The organism is Variovorax beijingensis, assembly GCF_007828835.1.
In the GTDB taxonomy this organism is placed as follows: Bacteria; Pseudomonadota; Gammaproteobacteria; order Burkholderiales; family Burkholderiaceae_C; genus Variovorax; species Variovorax beijingensis_A.
Genome location: NZ_VIVL01000019.1, coordinates 45,751 through 59,065, shown reverse-complemented (window position 1 = coordinate 59,065; position 13,315 = coordinate 45,751). Strand labels below are relative to the sequence as shown.

Annotated in this window: 11 protein-coding genes; 4 read left to right on the top strand and 7 right to left on the bottom strand. The window is 68.2% G+C overall.

Features of this window, described 5'->3' with window-relative positions; genetic code table 11:
* Window positions 1-11 precede the first annotated feature (11 nt).
* The 3 genes from FB547_RS31375 to FB547_RS31365 form a co-directional block, all read right to left on the bottom strand.
* Complete coding sequence (locus tag FB547_RS31375) at window positions 12-1,613, bottom strand: ABC transporter substrate-binding protein (protein ID WP_145747520.1); 1,602 nt, start codon at window positions 1,611-1,613, stop codon at window positions 12-14.
* A 194-nt stretch (window positions 1,614-1,807) separates the two neighbouring features.
* Window positions 1,808-3,256 (bottom strand): NAD(P)/FAD-dependent oxidoreductase, encoded by a 1,449-nt coding sequence (locus tag FB547_RS31370; protein ID WP_145747519.1) that lies wholly within the window; start codon window positions 3,254-3,256, stop codon window positions 1,808-1,810.
* Window positions 3,257-3,282: 26 nt separating this feature from the next.
* The gene (locus FB547_RS31365) at window positions 3,283-3,696 is read right to left on the bottom strand and encodes a nuclear transport factor 2 family protein (RefSeq protein ID WP_145747518.1); all 414 of its coding nucleotides are present in this window, start codon (window positions 3,694-3,696) and stop codon (window positions 3,283-3,285) included.
* Between the two features lie 118 nt (window positions 3,697-3,814).
* Between FB547_RS31365 and FB547_RS31360 the strand changes: the two genes are divergently transcribed.
* From FB547_RS31360 to FB547_RS31345, 4 genes are all read left to right on the top strand, one after another.
* Window positions 3,815-5,335, top strand: coding sequence for a PLP-dependent aminotransferase family protein (locus FB547_RS31360; RefSeq protein ID WP_145747517.1), 1,521 nt, complete (start codon window positions 3,815-3,817; stop codon window positions 5,333-5,335).
* Window positions 5,336-5,526: 191 nt separating this feature from the next.
* A complete protein-coding gene (tauA, locus tag FB547_RS31355; RefSeq protein ID WP_145747516.1) occupies window positions 5,527-6,546 on the top strand; it encodes a taurine ABC transporter substrate-binding protein in 1,020 nt (339 codons plus the stop codon).
* Between the two features lie 5 nt (window positions 6,547-6,551).
* Window positions 6,552-7,340, top strand: a complete 789-nt coding sequence (locus FB547_RS31350; RefSeq protein WP_145747515.1) for a taurine ABC transporter ATP-binding protein — start codon at window positions 6,552-6,554, stop codon at window positions 7,338-7,340.
* A complete protein-coding gene (locus tag FB547_RS31345; RefSeq protein WP_145747514.1) occupies window positions 7,333-8,214 on the top strand; it encodes an ABC transporter permease subunit in 882 nt (293 codons plus the stop codon). The genes FB547_RS31350 and FB547_RS31345 overlap by 8 nt, the downstream gene beginning before the upstream one ends.
* On the opposite strand, the gene FB547_RS31340 is transcribed toward FB547_RS31345, so the two are convergent.
* The 4 genes from FB547_RS31340 to FB547_RS31325 form a co-directional block, all read right to left on the bottom strand.
* Window positions 8,132-9,148 (bottom strand): LysR family transcriptional regulator, encoded by a 1,017-nt coding sequence (locus tag FB547_RS31340; RefSeq protein WP_145747513.1) that lies wholly within the window; start codon window positions 9,146-9,148, stop codon window positions 8,132-8,134. The genes FB547_RS31345 and FB547_RS31340 overlap by 83 nt on opposite strands.
* A 69-nt stretch (window positions 9,149-9,217) precedes the next feature.
* Entirely contained in the window at window positions 9,218-10,522 is a 1,305-nt protein-coding gene (locus FB547_RS31335) for a c-type cytochrome (protein WP_145747512.1), read from the bottom strand.
* Complete coding sequence (locus FB547_RS31330; protein ID WP_145747511.1) at window positions 10,519-12,768, bottom strand: xanthine dehydrogenase family protein molybdopterin-binding subunit; 2,250 nt, start codon at window positions 12,766-12,768, stop codon at window positions 10,519-10,521. The genes FB547_RS31335 and FB547_RS31330 overlap by 4 nt, the downstream gene beginning before the upstream one ends.
* Window positions 12,765-13,268, bottom strand: a complete 504-nt coding sequence (locus FB547_RS31325; protein WP_145747510.1) for a (2Fe-2S)-binding protein — start codon at window positions 13,266-13,268, stop codon at window positions 12,765-12,767. The genes FB547_RS31330 and FB547_RS31325 overlap by 4 nt, the downstream gene beginning before the upstream one ends.
* Window positions 13,269-13,315 lie beyond the last annotated feature (47 nt).

Below are 13,315 nucleotides of genomic sequence, written 5' to 3'. Positions count from 1 at the left end.
GTGGTGCCGCCTTACTTGAGGTAGACCTCGTCCAGCGGCGACAGCGGCCCCCAGATGGTGGCGGGCACGTTGCCCACCTTCTTGCTCGCGATGGTGTGGTAGGGCACCTGGTTGATGAACTCGATCGGCAGCTCGTCGGTCACGATCTTCTGGAAGGTCGCGTAGTAGGCCTTGCGCTGGGTCGGGTCGGCCAGGCTGCCGGCGGTGTTCAGCAGCTCGTCGACCTTCGGGTTGGCATAGGACTGCGTGTTGGTCCAGATGATGGGCTTGATGTTGGTCGACAGGTAGGTGCGGTGCACGCCGATGATCGGGTCGCCCCAGTTGAACACCAGGTCCATCGACAGGTCGAAGTCGTGCGAGGCCAGCCGCTTGGCCCAGGCCGGGAAGTCGGCCGAGGCGCGCACCTCCACCGCGATGCCCACCTTCTTGAGCTGGCCGCGGATGTATTCGGCCACGTTCTTCTGCTGGTCGTCGGCACCCGGCAGGTAGTCGATGGTGAGCTTGAAACGCTCGCCGCCGGCGCCGGCCTTGTAGCCCGCGGCGTCGAGGAGCTCGGCGGCCTTCTTGAGGTCGAGCGGATAGCGCACCAGGTCGGGCACCGCGAAGGGGCTGCTCGCCACCAGCGGTCCGTCGGACACCGTGGCAAAGCCGCCCATCAGTGCCTTGGCGATGAAGTTCTTGTCGATGGCCATGGCAATGGCCTTGCGCACCTGCACGTCCGAGAGCGGCTTCTTCGCGGTGTTGAAGGCCAGCCAGTTGAGCGCGCCGATGCCGTCGTAGCCCTTGGGCGTGAGCGACACCTTCGGGTCGTTGGCGAAGCGCCTGAGATCGGTGGGCAGCGTGGCGAAGGGCAGCATCTGCACGTCGCCGCGTTCCAGCCCGAGCACCAGGCTGGCCATGTCGGGCGTGACGTTGACGATCACCTTGTCGAGGTACGGCTTGCCGGGCAGGAAGAAGCGGTCGTTGCGCTCCAGCACGATGCGCTGCGCCGGCTTGAACTCGGTCAGCCGGAACGGTCCCGAGCCGACCACGTCGGTGGTGTTGCGCGGATGGTTCTTCAGCTCCTGGCCGTCGCCGTAGATGTGCTTGGGAAGAATGGGGCACAGCGCAGGCGACATCGCGAGCACGATGGCCGGGTGCGGCACGCTCATGCGGATGACGGCGGTGTAGGGGTCGGGCGTGTCCACCTTGTCGACCGGGCCGAGCATGGTGGTGAACGGATGGTTGGCCTTGATGGCCATGATCGAGAAGGCCACGTCGGCCGAGGTGACCGGCTTGCCGTCGTGGAACACCGCGTTCTTGCGCAGCTTGAGCGTGAGCGACTTGCCGTCCTCCGACAGCTTCCATGTTTCGGCAAGGTAGGGCTGCGGGTTCCACTTGTCGTCGAAGCGCAGCGGGCTCGCGAAGATCTGCGTGGAAGGCAGCGCGGTGGCAATGCCCGACTGCACCGCGCCGTTCAGGTGCCGTGGCGTCTGCGTGCTGCCGATCACCAGCGTGCCGCCGCGCCTGGGCTGCTCCTCGGCGGCGGAGGCGGGCAGCGGCAGCAGGCTGCTCGCGGTCATCAGCGCGGCCCAGAGCAGGGTGGCGCGGCGCGCAAGGCGGAGAAGGGGCATGGCGGGACCTCTGGAAGTTCGACACAAGTCGGGCGGACGGATTCGGCCCGTGGGCCTTGTGCTCGAAGATAGGCGCTTGCCCCGTGCACGCGAAGAGCCAGCCGTGCGCGACCTGCAGGGCCAGAAGCCGCGGGTTTGCCCCGTTGTGCAGCGTTGCGATGCGCCACTTCGGTGAATGCGCACCGCACGCGCCGCTACTTCTCGTCGCGCAGCCAATACCACTTGTAGAGCATGCGCTGGCCGATGCGCCGGAACGGCGCGAAGGCGGGCGATTCCACCAGTCCCAGCACATTGGGAAAGGGCAGCGCAGACTTGTAGATGGGAAGCTCGAACACCTCCTTGCCCGTGTCCTTGCCGGCCACGCGCTCGGCCAGCCGCTTGCCGGCCCAGGTCGAGAAGGACACGCCGTTGCCGCCATAGCCCACCGCATACCAGATCTTCCTGTCCGGCTCGGGCTGCGTGATGCGCGGCATCATGTCGTGGCTCATGTCGACCCAGCCCCACCACGAGTAGTCGATGCGGATGCCCGCGAGCGGCGGGAACTTGCGCGCGATGGCATCGGTGAGCAGCTTCAGGTGCACCGGGTGCTCGGCGTCGGCGCCGCTCACCGAGCTGCGGCTGCCGATCTGCAGCCGGTTGCCCTTGAGCAGCCGGTAGTAGAAGCGCAGCGTGCGCGTGTCGGTCAGGAAGGTCAGCGACCTGAAGTTGGTGGCCTGCAGCTCGGCCTCGGTGAGCGGGCGCGTGACCACCGAGTTGGAGAGGATCGGCATGATGCGGTTTTTCAGCAGCGGGCTCAGCGCCTGCCCGGTGTAGCCGCCGGTGCACACGGCCACGCGGCGCGCGCGCACCACGCCGCCGGGGGTCTGCAGATGGTGCACGCCGTCGATGGTCTGCCAGCCCTGCACGGGGCTCGAGGTGTGCACCTTCACGCCCAGCGCACGAGCCTTGCGCATCAGGCCGAAGGTGAACTTCAGCGGATGGATGCCCACGCCTTCGGGCTCGAACATGGCGCCGGCCGCCTCGCGCTCGTCGCAGTAGTCGCGCCGCACCTCTTCGGCCGTCAGCATGCGCGTGGCGTAGCCGAACTGCTCGCGCATCACGCGCGCCTCGGCGTCGAGCACCGCGAGTTTTTCGGGCCGGTGCGCCAGATAGAGATGGCCGCCGTCGAAGGCATCGCAGTCGATCTGCGTCGTCAAGTGCTTGAAGTTCTCGAAGCCGCCGCGGATCTCGGCGTCGAGGCGTCTGGCGGTGTCCAGGCCCCAGCGCTGGATCCACTGCGAGCGCTTGAGCCGGCCGCTGGCGTTCTGCCCCTGGCCGCCGCTGCGGCTGGAGCAGCCCCACGACGCCTGGTTGGCTTCGAGCACCGTGGCCTGGATGCCGTGCTCCTGTGCCAGGTAGAGCGCGGTCGACATGCCGGTGGCGCCCGAGCCGATGATGGCCACGTCGACATCGATGTCGCGCAGCAGCGGGCCGTCGTCCTCGGGCGGCGTGCCGGCGCTGGCCACCCACCAGGTGGGCGCGTAGGCGCGGCCAGCGCCGGGGTCGGGCGCGACCAGCGGGTCGTAGCGCGGGTCATAGGGACGGCTCGCGGGCTGCTGCTGCGGTTGCGAGGCGGAGAAAGAAGCGGTGCCGGACAGGGTCATGATGCGGGGCTCCCGGAACGGCGGGCCTAGCGGGCCGCCGGCAGATTGGGGCGGGCCTTGCGGAACACGTTCTTCAGGTGGATCTTTCCGCCCCTGAAGGTGAAGACGTCGATGCCGTCGGTCTCGATGCGGCTGCCGTCGGCCGCGGTGCCCGTGAAGGTCCACTGCGAGGTGCCGAAATCGCCGTGCACGAAATGCCGGCCATTGATCCACTGCGCATCGGGCACGGCCTGCCATGCCGCCGCGAAGGCCTTGCGCACCGCCTCGGAGCCCACGTGGCGGGTGCCGCAGGCGTCGGGGCCGGCGGCGGTCTGGAAGATGCAGTCCTCGGTCATGAAGCCCATCAGCGCGTCGATGTCGTGGCGGTTCCAGGCATCGCTGAACGCGGCCAGGGTGTCGGTGGTGACGGAAGAAGAGGAGGAAGAAGGCTGTGCGGTCACGCGGGGGCTCCGGGATTGAATGCCGCAAGCGTAGGCAGCCCGCCGCCCGCGCGATAGGGCCAGATGCGGGAATTCGACCGAGCCAGAACGCCGTGCTTGCCCTAAACTGCGGCGCACCATGGCCAACCCCAGAGCCACCCAATGGGCGCAGCTCTTCGCGCTACCCGACCAGCCCGCCCTGCCGCTGCAGGCCCGTCTGCGCGCCGCCGTGGTGCAGGCCATCCTCGAAGACCACCTGAGCCCCGGCGCCTCGATGCCCTCGTCGCGCGAGCTTGCGGCGCTGCTGGGGCTGAGCCGCAACACGGTGACTTCGGCCTATCTGCAATTGATCGACGAGGGCTTTCTGGAGGCGCGCCCGCGCAGCGGCGTGTTCGTGGCGCGCAACGCGCGGCCACTGTCCGCTGCGCTTGCCGAGCCGCTGGTGGGCCGCAGCGGCCAGGCCAGCCAGCCGCCCGACTGGTCGGGGCGCGTGCTGCGTTCACTGGAGGGCAAGCCCACGCTTGCGAAGCCCGACCGCTGGCGCGACTATCCGTTCCCGTTTGTCTACGGCAACTACGACCCGCAGCTTTTTCCGACCGAGGATTTTCGCGAGTGCTGCGCGCGCAGCCTGGCGCGATCGCAGCTGCCGCACTGGACGCCCGACTTCGAAACCGACGACGTGCCCGACCTGATCGAGCAGATCCGCACCCGCCTGCTGCCCAAGCGCGGTGTGTTCGCGCTGAAGGAAGAGATCCTGGTGACGCTCGGCGCGCAGCACGCGTACTACCTGCTGGCCGATGCGCTGTTCGACGAGCGCACCCGCGTCGGCCTGGAAGAGCCCGGCCATCCGCATGCGCGCAACAGCTTCTCGATGCGCAACCCCAAGTGGGTCGAGGTGGCCGTGGACGAGGAGGGCCTGGTGGTCGATGCGCTGCCCGCGGCCGACTACCTCTTCGTGACGCCTTCGCACCAGAGCCCGACCACCGCCACGCTGAGCCTGGAGCGCAGGCAGTGGCTGCTGCGCAAGGCCGAGCTCCAGGACTTCGTGATCATCGAGGACGACTACGAGGCCGAGAACCTGTACGAAGGCACGCCGATGCCGGCGCTCAAGAGCCTGGACAAGACCGGGCGCGTGATCTACGTGGGCTCGGTGTCGAAGAGCCTGTCGCCCGCGCTGCGGCTGGGCTTCATCGTGGCGCCGCGCGCGCTGATCAGGGAGCTGCGCGGCATACGGCATGCGATGGTCCGGCATCCGAGCGCCTTCCTGCAGCATGCGTATGCGCTGTTCCTTTCGCTGGGGCACCACGAGTCGCATGCGCGGCGCGTGAACCATGCGATGCAGGAGCGGCTGGCGCTGGCGGCCCAGGCGCTGCGCGAGCATCTTCCCGAGTTCGAGTTCACGCTGCCGCAGGGCGGGGCGTCGATCTGGGTGCGGGCGCCGGCGTGGGTCGACGCGGGCGAGCTGTCGCTGATGGCGCGCAGCCATGGGGTGCTGATCGAAGCGGGGGATGTGTTCTTTGCGAAACCGCCCTATCCGTGTCCGTTCTTCCGGCTGCGGTTGTCGTCCATTGCGGCTTCGCAGATTCCTTTGGGGATTCAGGCTTTGGGGATGGCTGTCGGGGAATTGGCGTTGGCTCGGGGGGAGGTGAGGGCGCATTGAGTTTTTTTGTGTTCCGGGGGCCGGGTCTCGCCCCCAAAAAACGCACCGCCCCCGTGCACACCCAACAGGCATCGCACCAGAACAAGGGTATTCACCGACAAGCTGGCTCCATACCCCCCACAGCGCTGGTACTTTCTGCAAAGACCCAACAGGTGCAAAGTCCGCCCAGACTCACCACCAGGAGAAAACAGATGACCATGCCCCGACGTCTTTCCCTGAAACGCGCAGCGCTCGCAGCCGCCGCGATGCTGATGATGAGCAGCGGCGCCGCGCTCGCACAGCAAGCCAAGGAACTCACCTTCGCCCACCAGGACATGCTGGTCCCCCTGCGCCTCGTCATGGAATCCGGCGAGGTCGAAAAAGCCACGGGCTACAAGATCAACTGGCGCATGTTTTCCGGCGGCGGCGACGTGATCCGGGCCATGGCGTCGGGCGACGTGCAGATGGGCGAAACCGGGTCCAGCCCGCTCACGGCCGCGGCCAGCCAGGGGCAGGACATCAAGCTGTTCTGGATCTCGGCCGACATCGCCAACGCCGAGGCGCTGGTTGCGCGCAACGCGTCGGGCATCAACAGCATGAAGGACCTGGCCGGCAAGAAGGTGGCCACGCCCTTCGTCTCGACCGCGCACTACCAGCTCATGGCCGGCATGAAGATGGACGGCGTCGACCCCAAGAGCGTCAACGTGATGAACATGCGCCCGCCCGAGATCGCGGCGGCCTGGGAGCGCGGCGACATCGACGCCACCTTCATCTGGGACCCGGTGCTTTCCAGGATCAAGGGCACGGGCAAGACCATCGCCACCTCGGGCAGTATCGGCAAGCGGGGTGCGCCCACGTTCGAGGGCATCGTGGTCAATGCCAAGTGGGCTGCCGCCAACGAGCCGTTCATGATCGCCTTCGTGAAGGCGCTCAACCGCGCGAACGAGGAATACAAGGCCACCGGCAAGAGCTGGACGCCCGATTCGCCGCAGACCAAGGCCATGGCCAAGTGGACCAAGGCCGATCCGAAGGACGTGTCGGCCGCAATGGCGCTCTACACCTTCCCGACCATGGCCGAGCAGGTCTCGCCCACGTGGCTGGGCGGCGGCGCGGCCAAGGCGATGGCGGGCACGGCGGCGTTCCTGAAGGAGCAGGGCCGGGTGCAGGAGGTCAAGCCCGACTACAGCGCCTTCGTGACCACGGCCTATGTCGAGAAAGCCATGGGGAAGTAGGCCGCATGCCCACGCTCGACATCCGCGACCTCACGGTCAACTACGCCGTCAAGGGCGGCACGCTGCAGGCGCTGGCCCCGGTGAACCTCACGATGCGCGACGGCGACTTCGTGGTGGCGCTCGGCGCCTCGGGCTGCGGCAAGACCACGCTGCTCAACAGCATTGCCGGCTTCCTGCCGCCTTCCACCGGCGACATCCTGCTCGACGGCAAGCCCGTGGTCGGCCCCGGCGCCGACCGCGGCGTGGTGTTCCAGAAGCATGCGCTGATGCCCTGGCTCAACGTGCGCGACAACGTGGCGCTGGGCCTGCGCCTGGCCGGCACAGGCAAGGCCGAGCGCGACCGCATCGCGGAAGAGAAGCTTGGGCTCGTTGGCCTGCAGCAGTACGCGGACCGCGCGGTGTACGAACTCTCGGGCGGCATGCAGCAGCGCGTGGGCATTGCACGCGCGCTGGCCAGCGACCCGGCCGTGCTGCTCATGGACGAGCCCATGGGCGCGCTCGACGCGTTCACGCGCGAGCAGGTGCAGGAGATCCTGCTCAAGGCCTGGTCCAAGTCGAACAAGATGGTGTTCTTCATCACCCACTCGGTCGAGGAGGCACTGTTCCTGGCCACGCGGCTGATCGTGATGAGCCCGAGCCCGGGGCGCATTTCGCACGTGTACGACGAGGTTCCGTTCTCGCGCCAGTTCCTGTCGCATGGCGACTCGCGCAAGGTGAAGTCGGAACCCGAATTCATCCGCATGCGCGAAGAGGTTCTTTCGATCATCCATCATCGCGAGGCTGCCCATGCCTGAGGCCACCATTGCAACGCCTGTCGCCATGACACCTCCTTCCAAGCCCGCCGCGCCGCCGCCGGTGGCGGCCGGCGCCAAGCTCAAGACCAGCGCCTTCAAGGTGCCGGGCGAGGGCTCGAGCCTGACCATCAGCGTGGTCACGGTGGTGGCGCTGGTCGCGCTGTGGTTCCTCGTGACCAACATGGGCTGGGTCAAGCCGCTGTTCCTGCCGACGCCGCAGGCGGTGTTCCAGCAGTTCTACGAATACCTCACGGGCCAGGCCAACGACAAGCCGCTATGGCAGCACTTCCTCGCGAGCATGTTCCGGGTCTTCTCGGCCTTCCTGCTGGCCTGCATCACGGCCATTCCGGTGGGCATTGCGATGGGCATGAGCCGCTTCTGGCGCGGCATCTTCGATCCGCCGCTGGAGTTCTACCGACCGCTGCCGCCGCTGGCCTACCTGCCGCTGATCATCATCTGGTTCGGCATCGACGAGCTGCCGAAGGTGCTGCTGATCTTCCTGAGCTGCTTCGCGCCGCTGGCGCTGGCCGCGCGCTCGGGCATGCGCAGCGCGTCGCAGGAGCAGATCAATGCCGCGTATTCGATGGGCGCGAGCTATATGCAGGTGATCCGGCACGTCATATTGCCCTCGGCCCTGCCCGACATTCTGGTGGGCATGCGCATCGCCATCGGCTTCGGCTGGACCACGCTGGTGGCGGCCGAGATGGTGGCGGCCAACATGGGCCTGGGCCAGATGGTGCTGAACGCGTCGAACTTCCTGCGCACCGACATCGTCATCATGGGCATCATCGTCATCGGGGTGGTGGCCTATCTGTTCGACCTGCTGATGCGGTGGCTCGAGCGGCGTCTTGTTCCCTGGAAAGGGCGAATGTAGGCGGCACCACGCGCGGCAGCGGCGGCATCGCCGGCATGACGGGCAGCTCGCCCGCGGCGCCCATCGACTGCTCCAGGAAGTCCAGCATCGCGCGCATTGCGGCGCTGTTGTGGCGGCGCTGCGAATATGCCGCGTACAGCCAGTGCTCGCGCGGCATGTGCTCGCGCAGCACCGGCACCAGCGCGCCGCGCTCCAGGTGCGACTGCGCCAGCGGCTCGGGCACGTAGGCCACGCCCACGCCGCGCAGCGCCAGCTCGATCAGGGCCACGGCGTCGTTGGCTTCCATGCGGCTGTGCACGGGCACGTCGTACGGCTTGCCGTCGGTCTCGAAGGGCAGGTGGGTGGTCGGCTTCGCCGAGTAGCTCAGCACATCGTGCCGGCCCAGCTCCTCGGGCGTCTGCGGCATGCCGCGCTGGGCCCAGTAGGCCGGCGTGGCGCAGACCACCATGTCGAACTGCACCAGCCGGCGCACGATCAGGTTCATGTCGTCGATGCGCCCGCCGGTCAGGTGGATGTCGATGCCTTCCTCGATCAGGTCAAGGTCGTCGTTGGTGAACACCAGGCTCACGTACACGTCCGGGTAGCGCTTGATGAAATCGGCGATCACGTCCGAGAGCCAGCCGCAGATCAGCCCGTGCGGTGCGCTCATGCGCAGCCGCCCCTGCGGGTGCGAGCCATGGGCCTGCAGGTCGTTCAGCGTGTTCTCGGCCATGGCCACCAGCTCGGTGCTGCGGTCGAGCAGCACCTGCCCGGCATCCGTCAGGCTCAGCGAACGCGTGGAGCGGTTCAGCAGGCGCACGCCGCTGCGGGTTTCGAGCTCCGCCACGTAACGGCTGACCGTGGCTTTCGACATGCCCAGCGAAATCGCCGCGCGGGAGAAGCTGCGCCGGAACGCGACTTCACGGAATGTTTTGATGAGATCGAGGCCGTCCATGGTGGACGCATTGTTCCAGCATCGGGGGAGGGGCCGCAGGCCGTAGGGGCATCCCCCCGTTTCGCCTCTTCAGCGTGCGCGCTGTTTCGCCACGAACTCCGGGGTCACCGTGCCCTGCTTGTTCCCGAACTGCGCAATGACGTAGTTGGCGAGCGCCGCGACCTCGGTGTCCGTGTAGGCCTTGCCGAACGCCGGCATGTAGACCTCGTCGCCGCGCACGCGCATCTTCACGCCCTGCAGGATCATCTGCGTGACGTTGGAGCCGTCCGGGTCGTTCACGCCGCGCGCCCCCAGCAGCGACGCGTTGGCGCTCTGCTGGCCTTGTCCGTTCCACTGGTGGCAGCTCGCGCACGCCGCCGCGAAGAGCCTGAGCCCCTGCTCGTGGCCTTCGGCCGTGTTGGCGGCGGGCGCTGCCGCGCTCGCGGCCAGGGCCCACGGCGCCTTCGCATCGACTTCGATCGGATTCTTTCCGGCCTTCGCGGGCACCGTGCGCAGATAGCTCACGAGCGCCGAGGCGTCTTCCGGCTTCAGGTACTGCAGGCTGTGCTCCACCGCCTCGCCCATCGGCCCCGAGGCCGAGCCGCGGCCCTCCGCGTGGCCGGTCGTCAGGTACGAGGCAATCTCGGCATCGCTCCAGGCGCCGATGCCGTGCTTCGCATCCGAGGTGATGTTGTAGGCGCGCCAGCCCTGGATCGATTCGCCCGCAAGGTTGTTGCCCGCATCCATCGCGAAGGCGAAGTTGCGCGGCGTATGGCATTCCGCGCAGTGGCCGAGCGCCGTGGCGAGGTACTTGCCCTGGTTCCACGCGGGCGGCTTCGACGCATCGGCCTCGAAGCGGCTGCTCTTGAAGAAGGCCGCGTTCCAGAAGCCCATCGCCCAGCGCTGGTTGAACGGGAAGCCCAGGTCGGCCTCCCGGTTCGGCTGGCTCACCTTGGGCAGGCTGAACAGGTAGGCCTTGATCGCGAGCACGTCATTGCGGCTCAGCGCGGTGTACGAGGTGTACGGGAACGCCGGGTACAGGCGCTTTCCGTCCGCGCGCACGCCGTCGTGCAGCGCGCGCACGAAGTCGTCGTCGCTCCATTTGCCGATGCCCGTTTCGGGGTCCGCGGTGATGTTCGACGAGTAGATCGTGCCGAAAGGCAGCACGAAGGGCAGGCCGCCGGCGAAGGGCTGTCCCTTGCCGGGCACCGTGTGGCACGCGACGCAGTCGGCCGCCTTGGTGAGGTATTCGCCGCGCACGAGCAGCGCCGCATTGCCGGGCGCACCGGCCAGCACCGGCGCTTCGCCTTCGGACTTGTCGGTGCGGTTCAGGAAGAAATACAGCGCCACGCCCACGACGAACACCGCCACCAGCACGTTGAGTAGCCGCTTCATGCTGCGCTCCTTGCGCCGGGCCCGGCGGGCTTGGCACCGGCAATTTTCTTCTTCAGCGCCTCCTTGTCCTGCGCCAGCAGTGCGCGGTTCACCGGCAGCGCGCGCAGTCGCACGCCCGTCGCCGCGAAGATCGCGTTGGCCAGCGCCGGCGCGGCGATGGCGGTGCCGACTTCGCCGATCCCGCCGGGCGCTTCGCCGCTCTTGACGGTGTGGACCTCGACCGGCGGCGCTTCGTTGATGCGCAGCATCCGGTAGTCGTGGAAGTTGCTCTGCTCGATGGCCCCCTCGCGCAGCGTGATCTCGCTGAAGAGCGCCGCGCTCAGCCCGAACAGCAGCCCGCCCTGGATCTGCGCCTCGATGGAACCCGCATTCACTGCAATGCCGCAATCGACCGCGACCACCGCGCGCCGCATGCGAACCTCGCCCTGCGGCGTGACCTCGGCCTCAACAATCGCGCACACGCGGCTGCCGAAGGCATCGCCCACGGCCACCCCACGCCCGACGCGCGCCGGCAGCGTACCCGCCCCCCAGCCGATCTTGCTGGCTGCCAGGTCGAGCACCGCGAGCGTGCGCGGGTTCTTCTTCAGCATGGCGCGCCGGTAGGCCACGGGGTCCTTCTTCGCGCGTTGCGCCAGCTCGTCGATGAAGCTCTCCATCACGAAGAGGTTGTGCGTCGGACCCACGCCGCGCCACCAGCCGACGTTGAGTCCGGCCGGCATGTCGTGCCGCACCCACTCCACCTTGAGGTTCGGCAGGTCGTAGCAGGGTTCGGCGACGCATTCGATCAAATCGCTGTCCATGCCGTCCTTGCCCATGAAGGCGGGGGCCCAGCGGCCCAGCACCGTGCCGCCCGCGATGCGGTCGCCGAACCAGAGAATCTGGCCGTCGCCATCGACCACGGCCGAGATGTCGTCGTGGTACATCGGGCGCACGATGTCGTGGCGGATGTCTTCCTCGCGCGTCCACACCACCTTGAGCGGGTAGGGCACCTGTTTCGCGAAGGCCACGGCCTGCTCGACCGAATCGGTCTCGAGCCGGCGGCCGAAGCCGCCGCCCAGGTACTGGTTGTGCAGCACGACCTTGTCTTCGGCAATGCCGGCGATCTTGGCCGCGGCGCTCACGCAGCGCGTCGGCACCTGCGTGCCGACCCAGATCTCGCACTGGTCGGGCCGCACGTGCACCGTGGTGTTGAGCGGCTCCATGGTCGCGTGGGCCAGCATCGGCAGGTCGTAGGTGGCCTGCACCAGCGTGCCCTCGGGCCGCTTGCCGGTTTCCTTGCCGACGATGGCCTTGTCCTTCGCCAGCGCATTGGCCAGCGCCGCGCGCAGCTGCTGCGTGGTGAGCGCGGCGTTCTGGCCCGGCGTCCACTGGATGTTCAATGCATCGAGGCCGCGCTTCGCGGCCCAGAAATGCTCGCCCACCACGGCCACCGCGTCCTTGATGCGCAGCACGTCGATCACGCCGGGAATCGCCCGCGCTGCCTTGTCGTCCACCGAGGCCAGCACGCCTCCGAGCGTGGGGCAGGCCCTGACCGTCGCCACCTTCATGCCCGGCAGGCGCACGTCGATGCCGAACTGCGTCGTGCCGTCGACCTTGCCGGCCGAATCGACCCGCCGCAGCGGCTGGCCGATCAGCTTGAAATCCTTCGGCTCCTTCAGCGTCACCTTCGCCGGCATCGGCAATTTGGCGGCGGCGCCGGCCAGCGCGCCGAAGCCGAGCTGCCGGTTGGATGTCGCATGGCTCACCACGCCGCGCGCGACCGCACAGCTCGCAGGGTCGACCTTCCACTGCTCTGCAGCGGCGCTCACCAGCAGCGTGCGCGCCACGGCGCCCGCCTCGCGCAGCACGCCGTAGGTGCCGCGCGTGCTGGTCGAGCCGCCGGTGATCTGGCCGCCGAGCAGCGGCATGCCGTAGAGCGCCTCGTTCGGCGGCGAATGCTCCACGCGCACCTGGTCGAGCTCGACGCCGAGTTCCTCGGCCAGCAGCATTGCCGAGCCGGTGTAGATCGCCTGGCCCATCTCGGCCATCGGCATCACGAGGCGCACGGCGCCGTCGGCATCGATGCGGATGAAGGCATTCGGCGCGAACGCGGGGTTGCCGTCCGCGAGCGCGGCGGCCGCATCGGCAGCTTGCTGCCGGGGGCTGATCGCCGCGAAGACCTTGCTGCCGCCGACCCAGGTGAAGGCCAGCGCCAGGCCACCGGCCTGCAGGGCGCTGCGCCGGCTGATGCCTGCGGCGGGCTTCACGATGCGCTCCTTGCCGGCATCGCGACTACCGACTGCAGCACTTCGGCCTTGCCGGTGGCGGCCTGCTTGATGGCCGCGCGGATCCGCGAGTAGGTACAGCACCGGCAGACGTTGCCCGCCATGGCCAGGTCGATGTCGGCGTCGCTCGGGTGGGGCGTGCGCTGGATCAGCGCGGCCGCCGACATGATCTGTCCCGATTGGCAGTAGCCGCATTGCACGACATCGACGTCGAGCCAGGCCTTCTGGATGCTCTTGCCCGCGGGGGTCTGCGAGACGGCCTCGATGGTGGTGACGGCCTTCTTGCCGATCGAGCCGACCGGCAGCACGCATGAACGCACGGGCTGGCCGTCGAGGTGCACGGTGCAGGCGCCGCACTGCGCAATGCCGCAACCGAACTTGGTGCCGGTGAGGCCGACGATGTCGCGCAATGCCCAGAGCAGGGGCATGTCTTCCGGCGCGTCGAGGGCAACGGACTGGCCGTTGATGTTGAGATCGATCATGGGCCCCGCCTTTCTTCTGGTTCGCCGTGGGTGGCAGCGAACCATAG

Bases quoted from the DNA above. Each gene is read 5' to 3' on its own strand.
- FB547_RS31325 (WP_145747510.1), bottom strand. From the start codon at position 13,268: ATGATCGATCTCAACATCAACGGCCAGTCCGTTGCCCTCGACGCGCCG.
- FB547_RS31370 (WP_145747519.1), bottom strand. From the start codon at position 3,256: ATGACCCTGTCCGGCACCGCTTCTTTCTCCGCCTCGCAACCGCAGCAG.
- FB547_RS31375 (WP_145747520.1), bottom strand. From the start codon at position 1,613: ATGCCCCTTCTCCGCCTTGCGCGCCGCGCCACCCTGCTCTGGGCCGCG.
- FB547_RS31350 (WP_145747515.1), top strand. From the start codon at position 6,552: ATGCCCACGCTCGACATCCGCGACCTCACGGTCAACTACGCCGTCAAG.
- FB547_RS31340 (WP_145747513.1), bottom strand. From the start codon at position 9,148: ATGGACGGCCTCGATCTCATCAAAACATTCCGTGAAGTCGCGTTCCGG.
- tauA (WP_145747516.1), top strand. From the start codon at position 5,527: ATGACCATGCCCCGACGTCTTTCCCTGAAACGCGCAGCGCTCGCAGCC.
- FB547_RS31345 (WP_145747514.1), top strand. From the start codon at position 7,333: ATGCCTGAGGCCACCATTGCAACGCCTGTCGCCATGACACCTCCTTCC.
- FB547_RS31360 (WP_145747517.1), top strand. From the start codon at position 3,815: ATGGCCAACCCCAGAGCCACCCAATGGGCGCAGCTCTTCGCGCTACCC.
- FB547_RS31335 (WP_145747512.1), bottom strand. From the start codon at position 10,522: ATGAAGCGGCTACTCAACGTGCTGGTGGCGGTGTTCGTCGTGGGCGTG.